Consider the following 26,312-nt stretch of genomic DNA (forward strand, 5'->3'; position numbering starts at 1 on the left):
TAAAGTTCTGTTCTTTTCTTTTAATGTTTGCACAAAATTACGATTAAATGAAATTAAACGCAATTTTTAACACGGTTTTGTTGGATGAGAACCGCCAACCTTAATGATATTAAACAAAACAATCCGCCCATTTGTTCAGTTCATCAAAAACAATTACCTTTGAAATATTATTTATTAAAAACAAGATATCATTATGAAAAAGATCATCACAGCAGTTTGCCTTACCGTTCTCGTACTGACCTCATGCCAGCAAGCAAAACAAAAAGTATTCGAAATAGCCTCTCAGGAAGTCAATAAGCAGTGTCCCATGACCATAGACGAAATGACACGAATGGATAGCACAAGCTATACGGGAGGAGATAACACATTTACTTATTATTATACACTGACAGGAGCAGCAGACGATCCGAACATAGCGGAAACCACTCAAAAACATTTGGAGGAAAACCTACCGGGAATCATCAAAAACACAGATGATCTCAAGATGTACAGAGATATGGATGTAACCATGGCATATGTCTATCTATCGGATAAGACTCAGCAAGAACTCTTCCGTGTAAAGGTCACGCCGGATATGTACAAATAGAATCCGATAAATAACATCAAACTGAGACCCTCCACATAAAAAAGCCGGAGATGCTTTTTCAAGCGCATCTCCGGCTTTTTTATGGGATCCTATCAAGATTTAATATCCCATTTCATGCAACGCTTTACACAACTGATCCGGACAGGAAGTAGAACGGCGTCCACATCTGACACCTTCCAGCTTTTCAATGACATCTTCTACTTTCATACCTGTCACCAGACGGGAAATACCTTGCAAACTACCGTTACATCCACCCCAGTAAGCCACTTCTTTCAGCACACCCTCTTCTACATCGAGTTCGATATTCGTGCTGCAAGTCCCCTGGGTTCTATAAACATATTTCATTCCTCGCCTTCCTCTGCCGGTTTCATGTTGGTATAGACGTTCTGAACATCCTCATCCTCTTCCAGACGTTCCACCATTTTATCAATAGTAGCACGTTGTTCGGCAGTCAGTTCTTTCTCGTCATTAGGAATACGGGTAAATTCGGCTCCTTTTACTTCGAAGCCATTATCCTCAAGATATTTCTGAATCTGAGCAAACGATTTAGGGTCGCCATAAATGGTGATTTCCTCTTCATCTTCGTCATATTCATCTTCTACTCCATAATCGATCAATTCAAGAATCAGTTCATCCATCTCCAAACCTTCTTTCTTAGCGATGGTAAACATCGATTTCCAACTGAACATAAAGTCAAGGCTACCGGAAGTTCCCAGAGTGCCGCCGAACTTATTGAAAACACTACGGACATTGGCAACCGTACGAGTCGTATTATCTGTAGCGGTCTCTACAAACACAGCAATACCAAAAGGTCCGTATCCTTCATAGTTCATCTCTTTATAGTCCTTCTGGTCTTTACCCATTGCATTCTTGATAGCGCGTTCCACGTTATCTTTCGGCATATTCTCACGCTTTGCTGTGGCAACAACTGCACGCAGATGCGGGTTATTTTCAGGATCCGGACCACCGGCTTTCACTGCAATTGCGATTTGTTTACCTATTCTCGTAAATGTACGGGCCATATTGCCCCATCTTTTCAGCTTGGTAGCTTTTCTATATTCGAATGCTCTTCCCATTGGTTTATATTTTTATATATTGATTTTAAATTCTTATCTTAATTTCGCACCCAGTTTGTCTTCCAGGTTCTTCACGAGTTTCGACATGATTTTATCAATCATCTTATCATTCAGTGTCTGTATTTCATCTTGCAACAAGAAACTTACAGCATATGACTTTTTACCCGCTTCCAGATTCTTACCTTCGTATACATCGAAGAGCTCTACTTCTTTCAGGAGTTTCTTCTCTGTTTCGTAAGCAATCTTTTCAATTTCAGCAAACTGGATATTCTTGTCGAGCAACAGCGCAAGGTCACGTTTCACAGCCGGAAATTTAGATATTTCCTTAAAGCTGACTTTCACTGAACGGATTGCCCTCATCAGTTCTTTCCAGTTCAGATCGGCATAATATACCTCATTGTCAATATCGAATGCTTTCAGCAATTTCTTTGTCACAACACCGAATGTAGCCAAACGTTTGCCACCTCTGGTATGAACGGTAAGAGCCGCAGCAAAAATATCATCCGTAAGATTACCCACCACCAGATTGCGTAAATCCAATCCCAGACGTTTCAAGATATTCTCTACATAAGCTTTCAACTCATATACCGAACTATTCTCATCCGCATGTATCCAAGAATTGGAAACCTTCTTGCCCGTCACCCACAATCCAAGATGGTAATCTTCGGCATAAGTTGCCAATGTTTTTTCCGGATTCTTCTTATCGGCATCGAAATAATAGCAATTACCGAACTCGAAGAATTTCAAATCAGCATTCTTACGGTTCGCATTATGAGCGATACTTTCGAGCCCTCCAAATAACAATGTCTGGCGCATACTGTTCAAATCAGCACTCAACGGATTCATCAGCATCACCAAGTGATTGGAAGGATAAGACTCTAACCCGTCGTAATAAGCAGCACGTGTCAGAGAGTTGTTCAGTATTTCATTAAATCCGCAACCAACCAACTGCTCAGCTATCAAATTCTGCAGTTTATTTGATTTATCTTCCTCTCCTTTGGTAGTCAGACTCGATTTCAAGGTAGATGGTATCTCTACGTTATTATATCCGTAAATACGAAGAATATCTTCAATCACATCACAATCACGTTGTACATCCACACGATAAGGAGGAACTGCCAACGTCAAGCCTTCAGCCGTTTCATTCGTGACCTTCATTTCCAGACTTTTCACAATACTCTTGATTGTTTCCACCGGAATCACTTTGCCAACCAGAGAATTTACTTTTTCATATGCTAACTCTACGATAAAATCTTGCGCAGGAGCCACACACACGTCCTTAATCTCACTGGAGATGGTACCACCGGCCAACTCTTTTACCATGATGGCCGCCAACTTCAGGCAATAAATAGTTATATTCGGATCGATACCTCTTTCGAAACGGAAAGAAGCATCCGTATTCAATCCATGACGACGAGCCGTTTTACGCACCCAAGTAGGATGAAAATAAGCACTCTCGATAAAAACGTTTGTGGTTGCCTCCGTAGAACCGGAATCCAATCCGCCGAACACACCGGCAATGCACATCGCCTCTTCCTTGTTACAGATCATCAAATCACGCTCATTCAATTTACGCTCTACACCGTCTAATGTAACAAAAGGAGTACCTTCGGACAAAGTCTTTACAATGACTTCCCCGCCCTTTATTTTATCTGCATCAAAACAGTGTAGCGGCTGTCCGAAAGCATGAACGATATAGTTCGTAACGTCCACCACATTATTGATAGGACGCACCCCAATCAACCGAAGCTTATTCTGCAACCACTCAGGACTCTCTTTTACAGTAACGTCTTTTACAGTAACACCGGCATATCGGGGACATGCTTCACTGTTCTCTACCGTTACTTTTATATCGAGATCGTGATTTTCTACTGCAAAAGCATCGACCAACGGACATTTCAACGTAGCTTGCTTGCCATTCTGAATCAGGTAGGCATACAGGTCGCGTGCCACACCATAGTGCGAACAGGCATCCGCACGATTGGGCGTGATATCCACTTCGAGTACATAATCACTCTTTACATTATAATAATCTTTGGCCAATGTGCCCGGAACAGCCTGTTCGGGCAAGACGATGATACCATCGTGAGAAGTCCCGATACCGATTTCATCCTCTGCACAGATCATACCGATAGACTCTACACCACGAATTTTTGATTTTTTAATCGTAAAACATTCATCACCATCGTAGAGTTTCGTGCCTAAGGTAGCAACAACAACCTTTTGTCCGGTAGCTACATTGGGCGCTCCGCATACAATCTGGGTGGGCTCGCCATTTCCCAAATTAACCGTAGTGATGTGTAAGTGGTCTGAATTCGGATGCTCCACACATGTCAACACCTCGCCAATAACGAGACCTTCCAGACCGCCTTTAATGGTTTGAACTTCTTCCACACTTCCTGTTTCCAATCCGATGGAAGTAAGCGCAGCAGCCACTTCTTCCGGTGTCAAATCGAAGTCGACATACTCTTTCAGCCAATTATAAGAGATATTCATATCATTAAGTTTTTATTATTTCTCAAAAAGATTCGCAAAGTTAATAAGTTTTTTCGGTTGGCAGGAAATTTAATACATAGAAAATTAATGAAGTACAAAAATAGCCGGTATCATTTCTTAAAATCCGGAAACAATCCCAATTAGTTTACTTCACTTGCAGAGTAGTCAAGTAGTGAGCTGTTAAGTAGTGAGTAGTTAAGTAGTAAGTAGTGAGTAGTAAGTAGTGAGTAGTGAGTAGTTAAATAGTAAGCAACTAAGCATTAATTAAATAAATAATAAGCAACTAAGTAACAAGTGGATAAGCGAAAAGCATCAGACAATACATTTCTACTTACTACTTAACTACTTGACTACTTAGCTACTATATATAAACAATTCAAGCTAAAAATATTTAGAAAGGCAATGGCCCGTCACCGCCTATTCCGCCAAACGGATTATCAGCTTGCGGAGCAAAATCAGGTGTAGGAGGCGGAACGTTACCGGCACTATTCATTCGTGAACCCACTATAGGCATCGCCCCTGCATCGGGTGCAGGAATCACCATATCATCATCCGGATTTTGGAATCGAGTGTATTCACCTTTGAAACGTAAGAGCACATCTCCTACAGCACCGTTACGATGCTTGGCAATAATAATTTCCGCCATACCACGCAAGTCGTTTCCATGATCGTCTTGAAAGATCTTATAGTATTCCGGACGATGAATAAAGCACACCATATCGGCATCCTGTTCAATGGCCCCGGATTCACGAAGGTCGCTCAACTGAGGTCGTTTTCCTTCGATACCCTCACGACTCTCGACACCACGATTCAACTGCGACAAGGCAATAATAGGTATATTCAACTCCTTAGCAAGTCCTTTGAGCGAACGCGAGATAGTACTTACCTCTTCCTGACGGCTACCAAATGCCATACCGCTCGCATTCATCAACTGAAGGTAGTCGATAATGATAATCCGGACCCCATGCTCACGCACCAGACGACGCGCTTTGGTACGAAGTTCAAAAACAGACAACGAAGGGGTATCGTCGACATACAAAGGTGCGTCGATCAGATCTTTCAACTTATAATCCAGTTGCTGCCACTCATATGCAGCGAGCTGGCCGCTCTTGATTTTCTCACTCGGAATTTCACAGACATTGGAAATCAGACGATTTACCAACTGTACATTACTCATTTCAAGCGAGAACAACGCAACAGGATTCCTGAAATTTACCGCTATATTCTTTGCCATAGAAAGCACGAATGCCGTTTTACCCATAGCAGGACGGGCAGCGATAACAATAAGGTCAGAGTTTTGCCAACCGGAAGTCATCTTGTCCAACTTGGTATAACCACTCTCCAAGCCACTCAAACCATCGGTACGGGCAGCAGCTTTCTGAATCAACTGATACGCCTCACTAATCACCGGATTGATCTGCGTATAGTCTTTCTTCATGTTCCGTTGCGAAATCTCAAATAACTTTCCTTCTGCCTCCTGCATCAGATCGTCCACATCGAGCGTCTCATCAAATGCCTTGCTTTGAATCCCACTGGTAAAAGTAATCAGTTCACGCGCCAGATATTTCTGTGCAATGATACGCGCATGATACTCGATATGAGCAGAAGAAGCAACCTTACTACTCAACTGTGTTATATAAAACGGACCACCAACCTCTTTCAAATCACCGCGTTTAGCCAATTGCTCTTTCACAGTAAGGATATCCACCGGTTGCTGATTAACAGCCAAGTCTGTAATAGCTGCATAAATCAGTTGATGGCGATGCTCATAAAACGATTCCGGGCGAAGAATTTCACTTACCAGGGAATATGCATCTTTTTCAATCATCAAAGCCCCCAACACGGCTTCTTCCAATTCCGGGGCCTGTGGCTGGATACGTCCATAGTCGGTTATAGGTTGCGGAGTTTTGGATTTCGTATTACGGGAAGTTCTTTTTTGTTGTTCAGCCATCTTTCTATTTACAATTTAATATCTGCCTAATTTATTATTAAAAACCAAAACAAACCGACCGGTCGGTTCGTAAAGGGATGGCAAAGATAGAATATAATAATGAAGAATAAATAAAGAAAAATGAAGATTTTACTAACTTTGCATCGATACTTATAAACCATGAGAATCTATTTTGTTTTTTATAGAATTTCTTTTCAGGTTTCTGAGATTTCAATTGTAAATTGTAGTTTTCCTAATCGTAAATAAAAAAATGATCACATTTCCGAATGCAAAAATAAACTTGGGGTTGAATATCACAGAGAAACGCCCGGACGGATATCATAATCTGGAAACCGTTTTTTATCCCGTTCCCATCGAAGACGCTTTAGAGATACATGTGCAAAACAACTGCCAATTACCTGCTGCCAACGGGCAAGTACAAAAGTTTTCTCTTCATCAGGCAGGCTTGGAAATAACAGGAAATGCAGCAGACAATCTGGTTGTGAAAGCCTATCTGATGTTGGACAAAGTGTTCGACCTTCCTCCGGTAGATATTCATTTGTATAAGCATATCCCATCGGGTGCGGGATTGGGCGGCGGATCGTCCGATGCCGCTTTCATGCTAAAACTTTTAAACAAAAGGTTCGAACTGGGACTAACCACCGAAAAACTGGAAGAATATGCTGCAGCGTTAGGAGCCGACTGTGCTTTCTTTATCAACAATATGCCAACCTATGCCGAAGGAATCGGAAACCTATTCTCTCCTATCACGCTTTCTTTAAAAGATTATCAGATCCTATTGGTAAAACCCGATATTTTTGTATCTACGCGAGAAGCTTTTTCACTGATTAAGCCTCATAAGCCGGAATACTCGTTAAAAGAAACCATCGCCCTGCCTGTCAGCGAGTGGAAAGAAAGGTTAGTAAACGACTTCGAGGCAAGCGTATTTCCACAATACCCTGCCATCGGAGAGATAAAAGACGAGCTATACCAAAAAGGAGCCATATATGCTGCGATGAGTGGTTCGGGATCCTCCGTCTTCGGCTTATTCGCCCCGGGTACTCCCCTGCCGGAAGCCGATTTTGGAAAAGAAAGCTTTGTGTTTAAAGGAAAAATGATATAACATTTTTCCACGCAAGCAGACAGTTTCAGAAGAAACATATAATTAGAGTCTTTTTGTGCGATATTTCATGTAATTGCATAGTGTATAAGTATACCGATAATCAGATATTAGTAGGTTTTGCGGTCTGCAGAAAAACATGTATATTTGCGGTAGTTTTCATGCGAAAAGGTCACCTGAAGGTCACCGAAATGAGCGAAGTATCACTTATAAATTAACGCACGCAACTATATACTTTATTGTACCACGCATTGTGTATAAATACCGTTTGCCCATGTTGGGGTATTGACTTTATAAAGTAAAGTATAATACAGTTATTGATTGTAAAACTAAACATTAGCTAAGTTACATAGATTAAAATAATTAAGTGAACTAATACAAGTATTAATATTACAATCTTATAGTAATTATTGTATGTCCTTGCTGGAGAGAAAGGTCGTTCAAACTCTGTATAAAATTCCTCCATTACAATAGATATCTCATAATTTCCTTTATAAAAAGGCATTGGTTGAAGAAAAGCGAAGTGCCAAAACTGAGCGAGACAGGGTTTTGGCGCAAAGTCGCACATCAGCCATTGAGAGGAACGAGACTGTCAGGTAGCTTCAAGCGCAGGAAGCAAACATACAGCAGCGCATCAGCCAAGCGGTTCTTACAGCCACCAAGAAGAAAGACAATACTACCCGTTTGTTGCAGGAGGCTTTGGAAGCCAGCCGGAAAATTTTAAATGTCATAGCTAATATCCTCTACCAAGCAAGCGAAGTGTTCAGACGAGCAATTGATGCGATTGTTCATTTTGGCACAAAGCAACATAAGTCAATCTTTGCCCCATCCGAAGCCGCTGACATTAAAAGTGTGATGCAGAAATATGGGGAAACGACTGAAATACAAAAAGCTGTTGGTGACTGGCTGTGTGGCTATGCAGAACATAAGCAACCCTTTGACGAAATCAAACATCTCCACACACTCAAAGAGGTGGGCGATGTTGCAGAGGGGGCGTATGATTGGAAAATTGAGAAAGGACAAAGAAGTTTAATTTCAATGTAATAATCCTTACTTTTAGTTCTCTAAACCAGTTAATTCAGCTTTGTGAATTTTCCATTCTTTGTAACAATATTTGATGGCAATATTAAGAGATTCCATTCTATCTTTACGATAAAAATCAGAGCAATGCTTTTTCTGATTCGGACACATCTTTATCCTTATACAAGTTGGATAAAGAGGGCATAAATTGCATTCCTTTTGCTTGTCGTATCTTTCGTTCCACATCTTCAGAACAGATGAATCAATATCTTCAGTAAATATCGAACCAATCATTTTTTCTTCGGTAAAATGCTCACATTTGCCAATTATCCCGGATGGAGTTATGACTAAAGAATGACTGCTATCGGCCATACACTGATGATCGGTCATACCGTTAGGAAGTTTATAACCTTTTATATACTCCAAAACGGTGAGTTTATTCTTTAATTTGTAATAACAGCCTATTTGCTCTTGTGTATAGTCTCCCTCGAAATTAAACAGGAGGTGATTGTATATTGTCAGGTACGGATTAGTCCCCAAACGATTATGTAGAATAGCAAGTAACTCTAAAAGGTCCTCTGTGTTGTATGCGTCTTGATTAAGACGGATATTGACAGCTATCTTTGAGTTTAATAATGCCTCAATGTTGTCTAAAACAATTTGGAACTCGGACCCTTGAGAGTTAACGTATGCTTTCGCGCGCAGATATACTTGCTCCGTGCCATCTAATGTAATTTGAACTCGTTTGAGTTTCCACACATTTATTGCTTTGTTGACTATGTTTCGTGTAAAGAGCAGTCCATTGGTGATTATGTGCGAAAAGTACGAAATGCCGAAATCATTTAGTTTTTGACATATCAAATCCATTACTACTGTATTCAGCAAAGGTTCTCCTCCAAACCAAGTTAGCTTAACCTTATTTGTAGAATGGCGTTGAATATACTCACTTGTGACAAGTGCATTTTTTTCGGTCATAGAAATACGCGGAGTTCCTTTTTCATAGCAATAGAAACACCTTGCATTACAGTCTAAAGTGGTCATAATCACATAAGAATTGATGCCTTGATGCGATGCGTCATCAATCCTTTTTGTGCGCAAAAAATCGACCCAATCGCACTCATTAAAAGAATCGACAGGTAAATAGAACCAATACTCTACCAAAAAAATGAAATTTTCTTTAATATCTTTCTCAGACTTAAAAAAGAGAAGACAGCCCGTTACATTGTTATACAACAGTATTCCATCGTCAGTTACTTGTTTAACAACGAAATGGGATAGTCTGTACTTGATATTCTGCTTAGGCTGTCTTACTAAATGATCACGAAACCAAATTTGCTCCTGACGTATTACTTCCATGAGTCAAGCTTAGTCATAATCAATCATGCAATCATCGTCACAATAAACATAGTGCTCATCACACATGCTACAATTGTGGTATACAACAGCGTCGTCGCCTTTTGAACAAGTGTTAGATGACGAACTTACATAGCACCAACTATAATCTATTTTTTCCATAATTGTTAAATTGTAGGATTTAAAACTGTAAGATGTATTATCATGACAAAATTAAACAATATTTATCTTTCTTGCAAACTTGTGGATTAAAAGTTCCACCTCAAAGAGTCCATTTATTCTCTTGATAAGAGAAAGCTAATTTCCTCAAGAGAAATGGCTACACAACATAGAAAAATATCATGAAATCGTATGCACTTTTATGAAATCAGATACTCCCCGTGTGAATATACTTTGCGCACAAAAAGGTCACCTGAAGTTCATCAATAAAAGAAAAAGCACCTGTAATTTCTCGTAAATACTTGATTTTTTTAACAAATAACAACCTAAGTTTAAACCAAGGACCTCCAGATTATGAGTCTGTTTAAATTTTGCCCGGTATTATTCTGAGAGGAAAATGTTACTATTTTGACAAGTACAGGCAGGAACTATTTTCCGAGCCAATGAGGGATGTCCAATACAGGGGGAATAACAATGTACGATATTACCCATTGTATATCAAACCATTAACCATTCGTTCAATAAACAAATGAACCGATATTCTCAACCTGCAAGAATACGCTTTTAATGTTGTGTTAAACACGTATTCTTGTCGGCAGGAATACGCTTCTTTACCAACAAGATATTAATGTTTTGCAAAAAAAGGAATGATATGCAAGAAAACGGAATTAACAATGTTAAAATCAGACGTGCGATTTTCTCACTGTACGGTATGCGACAATCTATTTTTTTACGATTGCTTAATACAAAATAAATCCCATCACCCCGGCCAGACAGATCATCAGAATCGGATGAACTTTATATCTCCAAGTAAGAATAAAAGCAGCAATGAATATTAAAATGCTCTTATAATCTATAAAGTTTTCTCCGTTCATCAGCAGCAAAGCGGCAGCTCCGATCAAAGCTACGGACATAGGCAACAGGCCTGACATTGCCGCATTAACATATTTATTATTCTTGAATTTCACAAAGAAGTAAGAGATAAACAATACCATAAGAAATGAAGGCAGACAAACAGCAACCGTCGCAACAACAGCCCCCCAAACACTCCCAGTCACCGAATAGCCAATATAAGTGGCACTATTTATCCCGATAGGCCCAGGAGTCATCTGTGAAATAGCGACAATATCCGTAAATTGCTGTAACGTCAGCCAATGATGCCGATCTACAATCTCGAACTGAATCAACGAAAGCATGGCATATCCCCCGCCAAAACCAAACAATCCGATTTTCAAATAAACATAGATTAATTGCCAATAGATCATATATCTCCTCCTTTCAATTTATCTTTTAGCCATAATGTATAAACCAATCCGCCGACAATACCCGCCAATACGATATATACCGGGGATACACCTGCTTTCCATATCAACAAAGTTCCTATGATCGGGGCTATCAATTCCATATAACCCATGCGAATAGCCTTAATGGCCGAAAGACAGGGCACCAAGATCAAAGCAACAACAGCCGGCCGGATTCCATTAAATATCCTGATGACATAAGGGTTATCCTGGAACTGATTGAAGAACAAAGCTATTATCAGTATAATGGCAAACGAAGGCAAAATAGTGCCTAAAGCACAAACCAGACTACCCCAAAAGCCTTTCAGCCTGTAACCGACAAAAATAGAAATATTAACAGCAAAAACTCCGGGCAGAGACTGGGTAATAGCAAACATCTGCATAAAATCTTCCTTAGTCATCCACTGGCGTTTCACGATTTCACGCTCGATAAGCGGAATCATAGCATATCCTCCACCTATGGTAAACATTCCTATTTTTACGAAGTTGAGAAAAAGAGTCAGATACATATATTGCTGAATACATAAAAGATAATGGATACAAAGTTAAGAAAAAACGGAGCAATCCAAAAGCCCATGGAGCTTTTAAACCAAGCAGGAAGTAATTCCAATCGTAAATTACAAACCGCCTAATCGTAAATAAAAACGTATCATCAGACAAAAACGGCTCAATGCATGCAACAGAAGCAAACCTGATATTATAAATGCCAAAACGGTACCACGACTCCCGTCGTAGTACCGTCACAACACAAACACAAAATAAAACACGACAAAACTACTATGCAATCTTACCTGTCTATGCCGAGAGGCATATGTACTTTCCATGGATATTCGCATACACATAAAAAAAGTTTCAGGCCGATTTGCACTTGATAAACAAACGATCTATGCATTTGTTTATTTCTTCAATGTTAATAGAGCATAATACACTCTTTATTGTATGCCTCTTTCACGGAGTTTCAACTGCCAGTTCCATGCAGAACGTAAAGTATCTTCAATACTCTCTACAGCTTTCCATCCTAATTCCTTATTTGCATAATCGGGATTCGCCCATACTTTTTCAATATCACCGGCACGACGTCCTACAATCTTGTAGTTCAGTTTCACACCGGTAGCCTTTTCGAAAGCGTTAATCAGTTCCAACACAGACAGTCCACGACCCGTACCGATATTGAATACTTCCACTTTCTCTTTCTGTTTTTGTTCAAGAATGCGCTTGATGGCAATCACGTGAGCTTTAGCAAGGTCAACCACGTTGATAAAGTCACGGATACAAGAACCGTCAGGAGTATCATAATCGTCACCGAATACACTCAACTGCTCACGAATTCCGATAGCGGTCTGAGTAAGGTAAGGAATCAGGTTCTGAGGCACTCCATTAGGAAGTTCACCTAACAATGCGGTAGGATGCGCTCCTATCGGGTTGAAGTAACGCAACAATATTGCATTGATCGGTGCTCCGGAAGCTACTGTATCACGAACGATCTCTTCGTTAATCTGCTTGGTATTTCCATAAGGAGATTCTGCCTTTTTGATAGGAGCCTGTTCTGTTACAGGAAGTTCGTCAGGCTGTCCGTAAACCGTACAGGAAGACGAGAATACGATTCCGCCTACATTATGTTTAGGCATCAATTCGAGCAAATTGATCAAAGATACGAGGTTATTACGATAATAAAGCAAAGGCTTCTGAACAGACTCACCCACCGCCTTGCTGGCTGCGAAATGAATAATTGCTTTAATACCCGGATATTTAGCAAACATGGCATCAAGGCCGGCAAAATCAAGACAATCGAGTTTTTCAAAAACAGGACGTATACCGGATACCTTTTCAATATTGTCAACGACATCGGCGCTCGAGTTTGAGAGGTTATCAATGATGATGACTTCGTATCCGCTGTTTTGGAGTTCTACCACTGTGTGAGAACCGATATAACCAGTTCCACCGGTAACTAAAATTCTTTCTTTCATAAAATTATATATGGTTAGTTTTTTCGGTTTTTCCTTTGTTCAGTCTGCAAATTTAAAAAATTAATTTGTAATATCCGTTTCAGAGTAAAAAAAACATCCCTTGAATACAAAAAAAGCTACGGGCTATCAATTATGGCTGATAAGTGACTGTGTCATGAAACACAAAAGACTTATAAACCGTAATTGATAACCCGTAGCACTTATATAACCCGTAGTTTAAATCCTACTTATACTACTCCTGAGAAGCCCATAAATGCCATAGCCAGCAGCCCGGCTGTAATCAAGGCAATCGGTGTACCTTTCATACCTTCGGGAATCTTCACCAGACTCATCTGTTCGCGTAAACCGGCAAACAACACAAGAGCAAGGCCGAAACCGATTGCTGTAGAGAAAGCATATACAACCCCTGTCAGCAAATCATAGTCTTTCTGGATTACCAGAATAGCTACACCCAAAATACAGCAGTTGGTAGTGATCAACGGCAGAAATACACCCAATGCCTGATACAGTGAGGGAGATACCTTCTTTAATATAATTTCCACCATCTGCACCAGAGCGGCAATCACCAGAATGAAAGTAATCGTCTGCAAATAACCTAAATCGAAAGCATCGAGCACGAACTTTTGGATAAGGAAAGTTACAATCGTAGCAATCGTAAGCACAAATGCTACGGCAGCACTCATACCCAACGCAGTATCTACCTTCTTGGAAACACCTAAAAAAGGACAAATCCCAAGGAACTGTGACAATACAATGTTATTTACAAAAATTGCCGATATAAATATCAATATATATTCCATAATTCTAAATTAATAATGAAAAAATGAATAATGAAAAAAGCGGTGGTAAACACCACTATTTCTTCTCAATTCTTCTTCAAACTGTTAATTAGCGCAATAAGATACCCCAATGCGATGAAAGCGCCCGGTGCCAATACGAATACCAACATACCGTATTCTTCCGGAAGAATGGCAAAGTCAAACACCTTACCCGTTCCTAAAAATTCACGTACGGCGCCCAGTAATGTCAAGGCAATGGTGAAACCGAGCCCCATACCGATACCATCGAACATAGAAGCCACTGCATTATTTTTGGCAGCAAAGGCTTCGGCACGGCCCAACACAATACAATTTACAACGATCAACGGAATAAAAAGCCCCAGAGTAGCATACAATCCCGGTACATAAGCCTGCATTACCATTTGCAACAGCGTTACGAATGAAGCGATAACCACAATAAAAGACGGAATACGCACCATATCGGGTATCAGATTCTTAATCAGTGAGATTACCACATTCGAGCAAATAAGCACAAACATGGTAGCCAATCCCATACCCATACCGTTGATAGCGGAAGAGGTAGTTCCCAATGTAGGACACATACCTAACAGGAGCACAAATGTAGGATTCTCTTTGACAATCCCGTTCATCATGACTTTAAAGTTATTCATATCTATATACTCCTTTCTTAATTAACACTGACGGAATCAGCAGGTTCAACAACTTTTTGCGTGGCACCGGTAGTCCCGTTCGTATCACCATCGCCTTTATAAGCAGCATAAGCAGCATTTACGGCATTAAGAAAAGCACGCGAAGTAATCGTAGAAGCCGTAATGGCATCTATCTGCCCGCCATCTTTACTTACCGTAAGCGGAGCTTCCCCCGGATTCATACCTTTGATGCTCCCTTTGTTGCCCTCTTTAAACCAATCGGCAGCCTTAGAACCCAATCCCGGGGTTTCGGCATGAGACAACAGCGAATAGTCATAGATCTTGCCGTCGGCATCGAAGCCCACCAGCACTTTCAGTTCACCGCCAAAACCCATAGCCGAAGATTCTACAGCAGCGCCTACCCATTGTCCGTCTTTCTTAGCCGGATAGATAGTATACTCCACTCCGTTTACCGTTTCCTTCGTAGCTTCTGCCGTCGGATTGTTATCAAATGCCGGTACTACAATGCTGATCGCATCGCTGAGCGTCTTGGCATTCGCTTCAGCAATCGGACCTTTTGTAAGCTCATTCACATATGCCAGTAACGCTACCGAAATGGCAGTAACACCGGTAAGTACCAGCAACATATTTTTTAATGATGATTCTAACTTTTTCATTTCTTCTTCGCCACCTCCCCAAAGCGTTTAGGTTTACAATATGTATTAATCAGCGGAGTAAATGCATTCATAATCAGAATAGCGAACGACATACCTTCGGGGTAAGCACCGAACAAACGGATAATAACCGTCAGCAAACCGATACAAACACCATAAATCAACATACCTTTCTTACTCATCGGAGAAGTTACGTAATCTGTCGCCATAAAGACAGCTCCCAACATCAAACCTCCGGAAAGCAATTGTATCACCGGAGACACGTATAACTCGGGATTAACCAAATGCATGATGCCCGAAAAGACAAACACAGTGACCAGAATAGATACCGGGATATGCCAGGAAATAATCTTTTTCCACAGCATATAGATAAGACCGAGCAATAGCGCAGCCGCACTCACTTCACCCAAACATCCGCCGTTCTGACCGATAAGCAAACTCAAAGAATCGGGAAGCTGGTCGAGCGACACACCCGGCGCTCCATTGATCACCCCTTTCATGATTGCCAACGGAGTAGCTCCTGTAGTAGCATCGGCATAAGCCGTCAACTGGCCAACCACCGGCCACGTAGTCATCTGTACCGGGAAAGAAAGCAATAAGAACACACGTCCTGCCAATGCAGGGTTAAAAGGATTATTTCCCAAACCTCCGAACGACATTTTGCCCACACCGATAGCAAACAGCGCACCCAGAATAATAATCCATACAGGAAGATTGGAGGGCAGATTGAAAGCCAGCAATACACCGGTGATGATGGCCGAACCGTCACAAATAGTAGTAGTTTCTTTTTTCAGCAGGTACTTGCCGATAGCCCATTCAAAAAAAACACAGGCTGCCACGGAAGTAGCCGTAACGATAAGGGCTCCCAATCCGAAAAAGACAAGCGACACGATAAAAGCCGGAAACAGGGCAATCAGCACACCGTACATATTCTTCTGTACGCTGTCTCCGCTATGAACGTGAGGGGATAATGATACTATAAATTTATTTTCCATACTTCGTTATTTTTTAGCTTGACGTGCACGAATCATAGCGCCTACTTTCCCTTTACCCAAACGACAATAGTCGAGCAACGGACGGTTGGCAGGGCAAGTGAACTGGCAAGAACCGCACTCGATGCAATCCATGATTCTTTCTGTTTCCATTCTTTCAAATTCTGTATTCTCAGCCAATGCAGAAAGCAAATAAGGCTCAAGCCCCATCGGACAAGCCCCCACACACTTCGCACAACGGATACAATTCTGTATCTCGCCACGCTTTGCCTCTTTCCGATCCATAATCAGAACACCGGAACTACCTTTTGCCGTGGGAACATCGATATTCACCAGCGCTTTACCCATCATCGGACCACCACCGATCACCTTACCCGTATCTTCGGGCAAACCACCGCAAGCTTCGATCAACTGACGCATCGGCGTACCCACACGTGCCATGAAATTGGAAGGTTTGGCCAGCGACTTTCCGGTCACGGTAATCACCCGCTCAAACAACGGCTTATTTTTCTGCACAGCCTGATAAACAGCAAAAGCCGTACCTACATTCTGCACTACGGCACCGGTAGAAATAGGAAGCGCCCCACTTGCCACCTGCCGTTTTGTCACAGCATCGATCAACTGCTTTTCACCTCCTTGAGGATATTTCACTTTCAAAGGAACAACTTCGATACCGGCATAACTGGAAGCGACCTTAGTCATCAACCCAATGGCATCGGGCTTATTATTCTCAATACCGATAAAGGCCTTATTTACTTTCACCGCTTTCATCAAAATAGAAACCCCTACCATGATTTCTTCGGCATGTTCCAACATCAGCTGATGGTCGGCAGTCAAATACGGTTCACACTCAACGGCATTAATGATTACACATTCCGCCTTGAACGAAGGAGGAGGACACAGTTTCACTTGAGTGGGAAAACAAGCACCACCCAAACCAACAATACCGGCATCGGCAATTTTCTTCACAATCTCCTCGGCTGTCAGTTCACACTCTCTCACCAGTGTTTCGCTACGGTCAATGGTTTCTTCCCACTCGTCACCTTCCACATCGATAAAGATAGCAGGCTTAGCATAACCACTGGCATCGATAATGGAGTCTATTTTTGCGACCTTTCCGCTGACAGAAGAGTGAATGGCTGCCGAAACAAAACCGGCGGGCTCGGCAATCTTAGTGCCCACTTTCACCACATCCCCTTTAGCTACCACCGGTTTGGCAGGAGCACCGATATGCTGCCCCAACAGGATAACCGCCTTTGACGGAATCTCCGCCATGATAATGGGCTGATGTGCCGACAGTTTATTTTCGTGTGGATGAACACCACCAATTGAAAATGTCTTCAACATACAATTTCTGTATTTTATCTGTTTATTATTCTTTTATTTACGCTTCAGCAACCGGCTTTGCTTCGGAAGTTTCCCCTTTCGGAGCCTTTACGGCAGGAGCCTCTTCCGCTTTCGGTTTACGCGGCGGGAAATTCAATTCAATAATGGTTCCCTGCGGACAAACTTCCACACACTTACGGCATGACTTACATTTGTTCGGATCGATATAAGCTAAATTGTTTTCAAGCGTAATTGCCTCAAACGGACAAGTTTTGACGCATTTACCACAACCGATACAGCTCACCGTACAAGCCTTACGTGCCACAGCACCCTTGTCTTTGTTGACACAAGACACATACACACGGCGCGACTTCTTACCTTGCGGACGAATTTCGATAATCGCCTTCGGACAGGCCTTGACACAAGCACCGCAAGCCGTACATTTGGCCTCATCCACTTCCGGAAGTCCGGTTTCGGCATTCATATGAATGGCATCGAACTGACAAGCGGCCACACAGTCGCCACAGCCCAGACAACCAAAACTACAACCTGTCTCACCACCGTAAAGAGAAGCGGCAATCGCACAACTCTTCGCCCCGTCGTACACATTGGTACGAGGACGGTTGGCACAGGTTCCGTTACATCTCACAACCGCAACCATCGGTTCGGCTTCGCCTGCATCAAGTCCGAGGATAGAGGCTATCTGCGTCATGACAGGCTGTCCGCCTACCGGGCAAAATTTTCCATCCAATGAACCAGCCTTTACACAAGCATCGGCAAACCCACTGCACCCCGGATAACCACATCCACCGCAATTAGCTTGGGGCAGCACTTCGGATACCTGGGCAATACGCGGGTCTTCATACACGGCAAATTTCTTGGAAGCGGCATACAGAATAGCGGCTGAAACCAGCGCAATGGCTCCCAATGAAATTACTGCAATCAGAATCAAATTCATAAATTAGTTATTTTATTGGTTTTATAGTAAATGAAAATGTTTGTTTCAATCGTGTCTTATTCAGCCACAACAGACAATAATATGGAACAAGGACAGCCAGCGAAAGAAGCGACGCATAGAGTTCATCGCCTATTACTGCCATAAATATAAAAAGGGAAAGTATTAAAAGTATAAAAGGAAATACAAAAGCCAGTGTCACGGCCATCATCCCCATAGAGGTTTCACCGATAACCATCACCTGCTCACCTACCCGAAAAGTCTGTGCCGAAGGGTCTGTGACATCAATCACTTTCTCTTTACTGTCAGCAGAAGAACAATGTCCCTTGACACTGCATGCCGCACATGCCGATGTCTGGATAATTCTCACTGAAAGATGGGAACCGTTTATGTTTTCCACAATACCTTGATGCTTTATTGTATTAGCCATTTTGCAAACTGAACATTACAAATTGCGGCAAATTTAAGCATTATTTGTGAACTACGAAGCTTTCAACTGTTTTTTCTATGTGTTAAAGTGCTATTTTTACTTTTTTTGTTACCGCACACGATAAACAACACGGGCGACCCTGATAGGGTCGCCCGTGTTATTATGCTTACTAAAAGTCAGTTTACCATTGATAATTGATACCAAAACTCAACAATTCTTTTACCTGAAAATAACTTTTCCCCTCGGCAGGTTTCGAACTGTCATCATAGCGTGCATGTACATAAAGCTTGGTAGACAGATAACGGTTCAGCACAAAATTCACTGTATTTTCCCACTCGATACGTACCCATTTGTAACTGGTCAGATAATTCAAACGCGAATCAAACGAGATGGAAGGAATAATATTCCAGGTTAAAGTAGGCTGAAACTGTGAACCGAAATCATTCTTGGAAGACTTGCCTTCATCCAGACCGAATTTCGTTTCGTTCACTTCGCTGTTGCCCACATACCGCAGGTTGTATGTCAACGGCGCAAGGAACAAAGAGAAGTTGAATTTCTTCTTCTTCAGTTTATAGTCCATACCGACACTGATCGCTAAATCGGCAGGAGCAAAGAATGCAGAAACCAGTTCTTCACTATTGGCCTTATAACCGTTGCAGAACTGCGTTTTGAATTCAGCAGAAATGGTATAATACCAGTTATGGGCTGCCTGTATACCCAATTTGCTATACAAACGGAGCTGGTCGGTGTTCACCAGATATTTATGATATTCGTCCGACGGTGTCGAATTGAATCCGAGTTTCGCTTCCAGCATATTTTCAAATTGCACCTTCTCACGGTCATTATAGTTGGCAAACAATTGCAGATTGGCCAACAGCGCATTGTTACTTTCCCCTCCTTTATACCAGTTGTCGGAAATATAGTTCTGGGTAATCTGCAACGAACCGTTACCACCTGTTACCCACCAGTTTGGCTTGCTGATCTTCAATTCGGCTTCTCCTACCCCCACATCCATCGGCTCTTTATCAAACAAACGCAACACTTCTGTTTTCGCTTTCGGCTTCACATCTTCCCGGAACACTTTCCGGCTTCTGATCTGCTTTTCCGTAGTACGTACAAGCTGGGGTGCATTCAGGTAAACCCCCATCAATGTGCGGTCTACAATTTTATTTGAACGCTTCAAAGAGGTGAACTGATCTTCATTGTAAGGCAGCCATTTGGAATAATCAACAGATACCGTATCGATCTTAGGAAGTTCCCAGTCAATTTTAGAATACTCCGCTATCGGAGAATAATAATAAGCCAACGGTGTAAACAACCGATAATATTGGGGATTTACCGGAATATAGCGTTCCGGCACAGCAGGGTCATTCAAGTAGTTCAATGCCCCGATATATTTCTCATACAAAATCGAAACCGTATCCAATTTATTTGTTTTAGGATCCAGTTTTAATATAAGATATGGCTGAAGTCCCGCAGCAAGCGTATCCGGTTTCTCCGGTACGGGCGTTACAGCTTTTAACGACGGCTTCGTATCTGTCTTCACCACCAACGGCCTATCGGATTTTACAGCCCGCAGTGTATCGTTTTTTTCCGACAATTGCACATCGGGCTTCGCCGCCGGCAACGAATCAACTTTTACCGGCAACAACGTATCCGCCTTTACTACATTATTTAAACTATCCAACACAGGTTTAACCGCATCTTGCGCCATCACCGATGAAGATAAAATAATCGCTAATGTGAATAATGAAATGTAACAGTTCTTCATGTCGTTTGTAATTTGAGCGCAAAAATACATTAAAATCTTTAAAAAAGGAAAGAAAAGGAAAGTTGTTTTTGCCACCCTTTCTTCCCTCTTAAAAAGAACGAATTGCATTTTTTAATAAATTTGTTTCAACGATTACTCATTACTTGCCCATTTTTTTGTAATTTTGCAGTTTTTAATGCGTTAGACTTATAAGAATTACATCATAGTAAACAAATAATTAAAACAGTTATAGCTGTGGGAGAAACAAAGTATATTTTCGTCACCGGTGGTGTAGCTTCCTCGTTAGGAAAAGGTATTATTTCATCATCCATCGGTAAATTGCTGCAAGCAAGAGGTTATAAAGTAACCATTCAGAAGTTTGACCCGTATATCAACATCGACCCGGGAACACTGAATCCTTATGAACACGGAGAATGCTACGTAACCGTAGACGGACATGAAGCCGACCTTGATTTGGGACACTACGAACGCTTCTTAGGTATCCAGACAACAAAAGCCAACAACATCACCACCGGACGTATCTACAAAAGCGTTATTGACAAAGAACGTCGCGGTGACTATCTGGGTAGAACGATTCAGGTAATTCCACATATCACCGATGAGATTAAGCGCAACGTGAAGTTGCTGGGCAATAAATATAAATTCGACTTTGTAATCACCGAAATAGGCGGAACCGTAGGCGATATCGAATCACTCCCTTACGTAGAAAGCATCCGTCAGTTGAAATGGGAGTTAGGAAAAGATGCATTGTGCGTACATCTTACTTATGTTCCTTATTTGGCTGCAGCCGGCGAGTTAAAGACAAAACCGACCCAACACTCCGTAAAAGAGTTGCAAAGCGCCGGTATCCAACCGGATATCCTCGTACTGCGCGCCGAACACGAACTGAGCGCCAGCCTTCGCAAGAAAGTAGCCCTATTCTGCAATGTAGACGAGAACGCCGTCGTACAGAGCATCGATGCTCCTACTATCTATGAAGTGCCTATACTGATGCAGGCACAAGGATTGGATGAAACGATTCTGAGAAAGATGGGGCTTCCCGTAGGCGAGACTCCGGGACTCGGCCCATGGCGCACATTCCTCGAACGCCGTCATAAAGCGGAAAACACAGAACCGGTACACATTGCCCTGGTAGGTAAATATGATTTGCAGGATGCCTACAAATCGATCCGCGAAGCTCTTTCACAGGCAGGAACTTACAACGACTGTAAAGTTCAGGTGGATTTTGTAAACAGTGAAACGCTGACAGAGGACAATGTAGCAGAAGCATTGAAAGGCATGGCAGGCGTGATGATAGGTCCCGGCTTCGGCCAACGCGGCATCGAAGGTAAATTCGTTGCTATCAAACATACCCGTACCCATAACATACCGACATTCGGTATCTGCTTAGGTATGCAATGTATCGCTATCGAGTTTGCCCGCAACGTATTAGGATATAAGGATGCCAATTCACGCGAAATGGACGAAAAAACACCGCACAACGTCATTGACATCATGGAGGAACAGAAAGCAATCACCAATATGGGTGGAACGATGCGTCTGGGCGCCTACGAATGTACGTTGGAAAAAGGCAGCAAGGCTTATGAAGCCTACAAGACCGAATATATCCAAGAACGCCACCGCCACCGCTATGAATTCAACAACGAATTTAAAGCCGAATACGAAGCCGCAGGTATGAAGTGTACGGGTATCAATCCGGAATCGGGTTTAGTGGAAATTGTGGAAATCCCCGCATTGAAATGGTTCGTAGGAACTCAGTTCCATCCGGAATATAGCAGTACGGTATTGAATCCGCATCCGCTATTCGTATCATTCATCAAGGCAGCAATCAGCAAATAATAATTAAATAATCAAGAATTAAAAATGGATAAAAACACCATAACAGGTCTCGTTTTAATAGCTATCTTATTAGTAGGTTTCAGCTTTCTGAGCCGTCCGAGCGAGGAACAGATCGCTGCACAAAAGAAATACTACGACTCCATTGCAGTGGTGCAGAAACAGGAGGAAGCCCTCAAAGCCAAAGCGGCAGCAGCGTTGGCCAATGAGAAAGGAGAAGCCACCGGTACGGTAGATTCGACTTCGCTTTTCTTCAATGCCATGCAAGGCAAAGAATCTTTCACCACTATTCAGAATAACTTAGTGGAAATCACTTTCGACAATAAAGGAGGACGTGTTTATTCCGCGATGCTAAAAGACTATAACGGACAGGATGGTAAACCGGTTGTGCTGTTCAATGGCAGTGATGCCGAAATGAACTTCAACTTCTATAATAAAAAAGAGACCATCCAGACAAAGGATTATTATTTTGAGGTTGTCAACAAAACCGACAGCAGCCTGACCATGCGTCTGACTGCCGACAGCGACAGCTATATCGACTTTACCTATACGCTGAAGCCGGACAGTTATCTGTTGAGATTCACCATTCAGGCAACAGGTATGGCAGGAAAACTCGCTTCAACGGATTATGTAGATATCTCTTGGTCGCAACGTGCACGTCAACTTGAAAAAGGGTTCACTTATGAAAACCGTCTGGCCGAGTTGATGTACAAAATAGCCAATGACGATACAGACAATCTTTCGGCTGCCAAAGACGATGAAAAGCAGATTGAAGGACGTGTAGACTGGATTGCCTTCAAGAATCAGTTCTTCTCTTCCGTATTCATCGCCAATCAGGACTTTGATAAGGTAAACGTCAAGTCGAGAATGGAGAAACAGGGAAGCGGCTATATCAAAGATTATTCCGCAGAAATGAATACTTTCTTCGATCCGACCGGAAAACAAGCTACCGACATGTATTTCTATTTCGGTCCGAACCATTACAAAACGCTAAAAGCACTTGATAAAGGACGCGATGATAAATGGGAACTCGACAATCTGGTTTATTTAGGATGGCCGTTGATTCGCTGGATCAACAAATTTATCACCATCAATGTGTTCGACTGGCTTTCCGGTTGGGGACTGAGCATGGGTATCGTTCTGCTGATTCTGACCATCATAGTGAAAATCGCCGTATATCCGGCCACTTGGAAGACTTACATGTCATCGGCCAAAATGCGCGTACTGAAACCGAAAATAGATGAAATAAACAAGAAATATCCGAAACAGGAAGATGCGATGAAAAAACAACAGGAAGTAATGAGCCTGTATAGCCAGTATGGAGTAAGCCCGATGGGAGGTTGTTTGCCAATGCTGTTACAGTTCCCTATCCTCATGGCATTGTTTATGTTTGTGCCGAGCGCTATCGAGCTTCGCCAGCAAAGCTTCCTTTGGGCGGACGACTTGTCTACTTACGATGCATTCATTACATTCCCGTTCCATATCCCATTCTTAGGCAATCACCTCAGTTTGTTCTGTCTGTTGATGACAGTGACCAACATCCTGAACACTAAGTTCACCATGCAACAGCAGGATACCGGTGCACAGCCCCAGATGGCAGCAATGAAATGGATGATGTATCTGATGCCCGTAATGTTCCTTTTCGTCTTGAATGACTATCCTTCGGGATTGAATTATTACTACTTTATTTCAACGCTGATCAGCGTGGGTACGATGATCGTACTTCGCAAAACAACCGACGAAGACAAGTTGCTTGCCATTCTCGAAGCGAAGAAAAAAGACCCGAAACAAATGAAAAAAACCGGCTTTGCCGCCCGTCTTGAAGCTATGCAAAAGCAGCAGGAAGAGATGGCAAAAGCAAAACAGCAGCAGAATAAGCGATAAAAGCTATTCCATTATAATGCAAAAGCCGGGTAAACTTAAGAAAGAGTTAGTCCGGCTTTTGTGATTTTTATACAGGCATGCATGTCAAGTCAGACAACGACAAAACAGTAAAGAATAGAATGAAAACTAAATATACTTATAAGGAAATATGGATTATCTCCTATCCAATTTTGATCAGTCTCGTCATGGAGCAGATGATCGGAATGACAGACACAGCCTTTCTGGGGCGTGTAGGAGAAATAGAACTGGGTGCATCAGCCATTGCAGGTATCTATTACATGGTCATCTTTATGATGGCATTCGGTTTCAGCATCGGGGCACAGATCATGATGGCACGGCGTAACGGAGAACGGCAATACAATGAAATAGGCCCTATCTTCTATCAGGGGATTTATTTCTTATTGGTGCTGGCGGTAATCGTATTTGCCATGTCGCTGCATTTCTCACCACATCTATTGAAGAATATCATCTCTTCACCCAACATTTATGAAGCAGCCCTCAGCTACATCAATTGGCGCATCTTCGGTTTCTTCTTCTCATTTATCATGGTGATGTTCCGGGCATTCTTCGTGGGCACCACTCAAACCAAAACGCTGACATTGAATTCCATTGTCATGGTACTGTCGAATGTGGTATTCAACTACATCCTGATTTTCGGAAAATTCGGCTTCCCCAAACTGGGAATTGCCGGAGCAGCCATCGGTTCGTCATTGGCAGAATTGGTCTCTGTACTATTCTTCATCATCTATACCTGGAGGCGGATTGACTGCCGGAAGTATGCGCTCAACAAGCTACCCGCCTTCCAACCGGAAATATTAAAACGCATATTGGGGGTCTCTCTCTGGACAATGATACAGAACCTCCTATCCATGTCTACCTGGCTTACATTCTTCCTGTTCGTGGAACATCTGGGAGAACGTGCATTGGCTGTTACGAATATCATCCGCAATGTTTCCGGCATACCGTTCATGATGACTATGGCATTTGCTGCCACCTGCGGTTCACTGGTGAGTAACCTGATCGGAGCCGGAGAGACGCAATGCGTACAAGGAACGATCCGCCAGCATATACGGATAGCCTATGCTTTCGTTATCCCGCTACTGATATTTTTTGCCCTGTTTCCCAACCTGATATTAAGTATCTACACGGATATCCCCTCACTGCGGGAAGCTTCTGTCCCATCGTTGTGGGTACTGTGTACGGGTTATCTTATCATGGTCCCGGCCAATGTATACTTCCAGTCCGTATCGGGTACGGGTAATACACGTACAGCACTGATCATGGAGATGTCCGTGCTGGTGGTTTATGTTGCCTATATCACCTATCTGATTCTGTATTTGAGAGTGGACGTAGCCCTCTGCTGGACTTCGGAACACGTGTATGCGATCCTTACACTGATACTCTGCCGATGGTATATCCAAAAAGGAAATTGGCAACAGAAAAAGATATAACCAGTAGATGAGCAAAAGAATTTAAGGTTTAATTAATTGCAACAAAATAGAATGAAAATCAAAATATCGCATAGAATATAAATGTATAAATATATCACATATATACTTTTTCCATACCTATTAAATTATGCTATTATAAAGAAAACAAGATTCAGTATAAAATTCTAATATTCAATAAGATAAATAAATATTAGGGTTCACAAAGGTTCAACGTTCCTTTTAGACCCTATTTGGCTGAAAAAGATCAGAATCATTTACTATAATGTATATAAAAAATCAAAAATACAAAAAAATACAAAAAGCACATGATTGTTAAAAACTTTCCATAAACAAACAATAGTAATAAAGATATTTATTCGCTAAATTCGCTCAAAAAGCAGAAACACAGAATATACATATATATTTGAACAACAAACTTTTAAGACAAAATAAGTTCCACAGAAGGGGCCATAGATGAACGATGAACCTTGTGAACCCTAAGTCTCAAAACTGCGTCTGAAAAACGTAACACAAATACACCATTTTCATCTTTAGAAATCAAGTTCATACAAATCAA

At 41.9% G+C, this 26,312-nt stretch carries 21 protein-coding genes and 1 pseudogene; 6 read left to right on the plus strand and 16 right to left on the minus strand.

The features are described from left to right. Window positions 1–193: 193 nt before the first annotated feature. Window positions 194–586: a DUF8479 domain-containing protein gene (locus tag RB604_RS16485; protein ID WP_005931403.1), complete on the plus strand. Its 393-nt coding sequence runs from the start codon at window positions 194–196 to the stop codon at window positions 584–586. Between the two features lie 99 nt (window positions 587–685). On the opposite strand, the gene RB604_RS16490 is transcribed toward RB604_RS16485, so the two are convergent. The 4 genes from RB604_RS16490 to dnaB all read right to left on the minus strand — a co-directional run bounded on the left by RB604_RS16490 (window position 686) and on the right by dnaB (window position 6,109). Beyond that, window positions 686–931, minus strand: a complete 246-nt coding sequence (locus tag RB604_RS16490) for a TIGR03905 family TSCPD domain-containing protein (RefSeq protein ID WP_007481230.1) — start codon at window positions 929–931, stop codon at window positions 686–688. Next, window positions 928–1,662, minus strand: a complete 735-nt coding sequence (locus RB604_RS16495) for a YebC/PmpR family DNA-binding transcriptional regulator (protein WP_005931398.1) — start codon at window positions 1,660–1,662, stop codon at window positions 928–930. The genes RB604_RS16490 and RB604_RS16495 overlap by 4 nt, the downstream gene beginning before the upstream one ends. 33 nt (window positions 1,663–1,695) lie before the next feature. Further along, window positions 1,696–4,158, minus strand: coding sequence for a phenylalanine--tRNA ligase subunit beta (gene pheT, locus RB604_RS16500; RefSeq protein ID WP_007481232.1), 2,463 nt, complete (start codon window positions 4,156–4,158; stop codon window positions 1,696–1,698). Window positions 4,159–4,549: 391 nt separating this feature from the next. Then, the gene (gene dnaB / locus RB604_RS16505) at window positions 4,550–6,109 is read right to left on the minus strand and encodes a replicative DNA helicase (RefSeq protein WP_005931392.1); all 1,560 of its coding nucleotides are present in this window, start codon (window positions 6,107–6,109) and stop codon (window positions 4,550–4,552) included. A 250-nt stretch (window positions 6,110–6,359) separates the two neighbouring features. Between dnaB and ispE the strand changes: the two genes are divergently transcribed. Together ispE and RB604_RS16515 are read left to right on the plus strand one after the other, a co-directional pair. Beyond that, the gene (gene ispE, locus RB604_RS16510) at window positions 6,360–7,211 is read left to right on the plus strand and encodes a 4-(cytidine 5'-diphospho)-2-C-methyl-D-erythritol kinase (RefSeq protein WP_007481234.1); all 852 of its coding nucleotides are present in this window, start codon (window positions 6,360–6,362) and stop codon (window positions 7,209–7,211) included. A gap of 495 nt (window positions 7,212–7,706) precedes the next feature. After that, window positions 7,707–8,252 (plus strand): annotated as a pseudogene (locus RB604_RS16515) (mobilization protein); the annotation flags it as partial. Window positions 8,253–8,264: 12 nt separating this feature from the next. Here RB604_RS16515 and RB604_RS16520 read toward each other — a convergent pair. The 12 genes from RB604_RS16520 to RB604_RS16575 form a co-directional block, all read right to left on the minus strand. Further along, on the minus strand, window positions 8,265–9,584 hold the full coding sequence (locus tag RB604_RS16520) for a radical SAM/SPASM domain-containing protein (protein WP_007481235.1): 1,320 nt from the start codon (window positions 9,582–9,584) through the stop codon (window positions 8,265–8,267). A gap of 896 nt (window positions 9,585–10,480) precedes the next feature. Then, the gene (locus RB604_RS16525; RefSeq protein ID WP_007481239.1) at window positions 10,481–11,005 is read right to left on the minus strand and encodes a chromate transporter; all 525 of its coding nucleotides are present in this window, start codon (window positions 11,003–11,005) and stop codon (window positions 10,481–10,483) included. Beyond that, entirely contained in the window at window positions 11,002–11,550 is a 549-nt protein-coding gene (locus RB604_RS16530) for a chromate transporter (RefSeq protein WP_081504159.1), read from the minus strand. The genes RB604_RS16525 and RB604_RS16530 overlap by 4 nt, the downstream gene beginning before the upstream one ends. 423 nt (window positions 11,551–11,973) lie before the next feature. After that, a complete protein-coding gene (gene galE, locus RB604_RS16535; protein WP_005931380.1) occupies window positions 11,974–13,008 on the minus strand; it encodes a UDP-glucose 4-epimerase GalE in 1,035 nt (344 codons plus the stop codon). A 227-nt stretch (window positions 13,009–13,235) separates the two neighbouring features. Beyond that, window positions 13,236–13,808 carry an electron transport complex subunit RsxA gene (gene rsxA, locus RB604_RS16540; protein WP_005931377.1) on the minus strand — a complete coding sequence of 191 codons (573 nt, stop codon included), beginning with the start codon at window positions 13,806–13,808 and terminating at the stop codon, window positions 13,236–13,238. Window positions 13,809–13,873: 65 nt separating this feature from the next. Beyond that, window positions 13,874–14,458: an RnfABCDGE type electron transport complex subunit E gene (locus RB604_RS16545; protein ID WP_025819184.1), complete on the minus strand. Its 585-nt coding sequence runs from the start codon at window positions 14,456–14,458 to the stop codon at window positions 13,874–13,876. Between the two features lie 17 nt (window positions 14,459–14,475). Next, window positions 14,476–15,114 carry an RnfABCDGE type electron transport complex subunit G gene (locus RB604_RS16550; RefSeq protein ID WP_025819185.1) on the minus strand — a complete coding sequence of 213 codons (639 nt, stop codon included), beginning with the start codon at window positions 15,112–15,114 and terminating at the stop codon, window positions 14,476–14,478. Then, the gene (locus RB604_RS16555; protein WP_007481242.1) at window positions 15,111–16,106 is read right to left on the minus strand and encodes an RnfABCDGE type electron transport complex subunit D; all 996 of its coding nucleotides are present in this window, start codon (window positions 16,104–16,106) and stop codon (window positions 15,111–15,113) included. Before RB604_RS16555 ends, RB604_RS16550 begins: the two co-directional genes overlap by 4 nt. Window positions 16,107–16,112: 6 nt before the next feature. Beyond that, window positions 16,113–17,450, minus strand: coding sequence for an electron transport complex subunit RsxC (rsxC, locus tag RB604_RS16560; protein WP_005931365.1), 1,338 nt, complete (start codon window positions 17,448–17,450; stop codon window positions 16,113–16,115). A gap of 37 nt (window positions 17,451–17,487) precedes the next feature. Next, window positions 17,488–18,387, minus strand: a complete 900-nt coding sequence (locus RB604_RS16565; RefSeq protein ID WP_055294360.1) for a Fe-S cluster domain-containing protein — start codon at window positions 18,385–18,387, stop codon at window positions 17,488–17,490. 7 nt (window positions 18,388–18,394) lie between these two features. Beyond that, window positions 18,395–18,814: a SoxR reducing system RseC family protein gene (locus RB604_RS16570; protein ID WP_007481244.1), complete on the minus strand. Its 420-nt coding sequence runs from the start codon at window positions 18,812–18,814 to the stop codon at window positions 18,395–18,397. A 181-nt stretch (window positions 18,815–18,995) separates the two neighbouring features. Continuing rightward, window positions 18,996–20,693: a DUF3078 domain-containing protein gene (locus RB604_RS16575; protein WP_055294358.1), complete on the minus strand. Its 1,698-nt coding sequence runs from the start codon at window positions 20,691–20,693 to the stop codon at window positions 18,996–18,998. Window positions 20,694–20,819: 126 nt separating this feature from the next. Between RB604_RS16575 and pyrG the strand changes: the two genes are divergently transcribed. The 3 genes from pyrG (at window position 20,820) to RB604_RS16590 (ending at window position 25,756) form a co-directional block, all read left to right on the plus strand. Continuing rightward, complete coding sequence (gene pyrG, locus RB604_RS16580; protein ID WP_005931355.1) at window positions 20,820–22,424, plus strand: CTP synthase; 1,605 nt, start codon at window positions 20,820–20,822, stop codon at window positions 22,422–22,424. Between the two features lie 24 nt (window positions 22,425–22,448). Further along, the gene (gene yidC, locus RB604_RS16585) at window positions 22,449–24,305 is read left to right on the plus strand and encodes a membrane protein insertase YidC (protein ID WP_005931352.1); all 1,857 of its coding nucleotides are present in this window, start codon (window positions 22,449–22,451) and stop codon (window positions 24,303–24,305) included. A 119-nt stretch (window positions 24,306–24,424) separates the two neighbouring features. Next, window positions 24,425–25,756, plus strand: coding sequence for an MATE family efflux transporter (locus RB604_RS16590; RefSeq protein ID WP_005931349.1), 1,332 nt, complete (start codon window positions 24,425–24,427; stop codon window positions 25,754–25,756). Window positions 25,757–26,312: the final 556 nt, after the last annotated feature.

Source organism: Bacteroides salyersiae (genome assembly GCF_031172035.1).
Taxonomy (GTDB): domain Bacteria; phylum Bacteroidota; class Bacteroidia; order Bacteroidales; family Bacteroidaceae; genus Bacteroides; species Bacteroides salyersiae.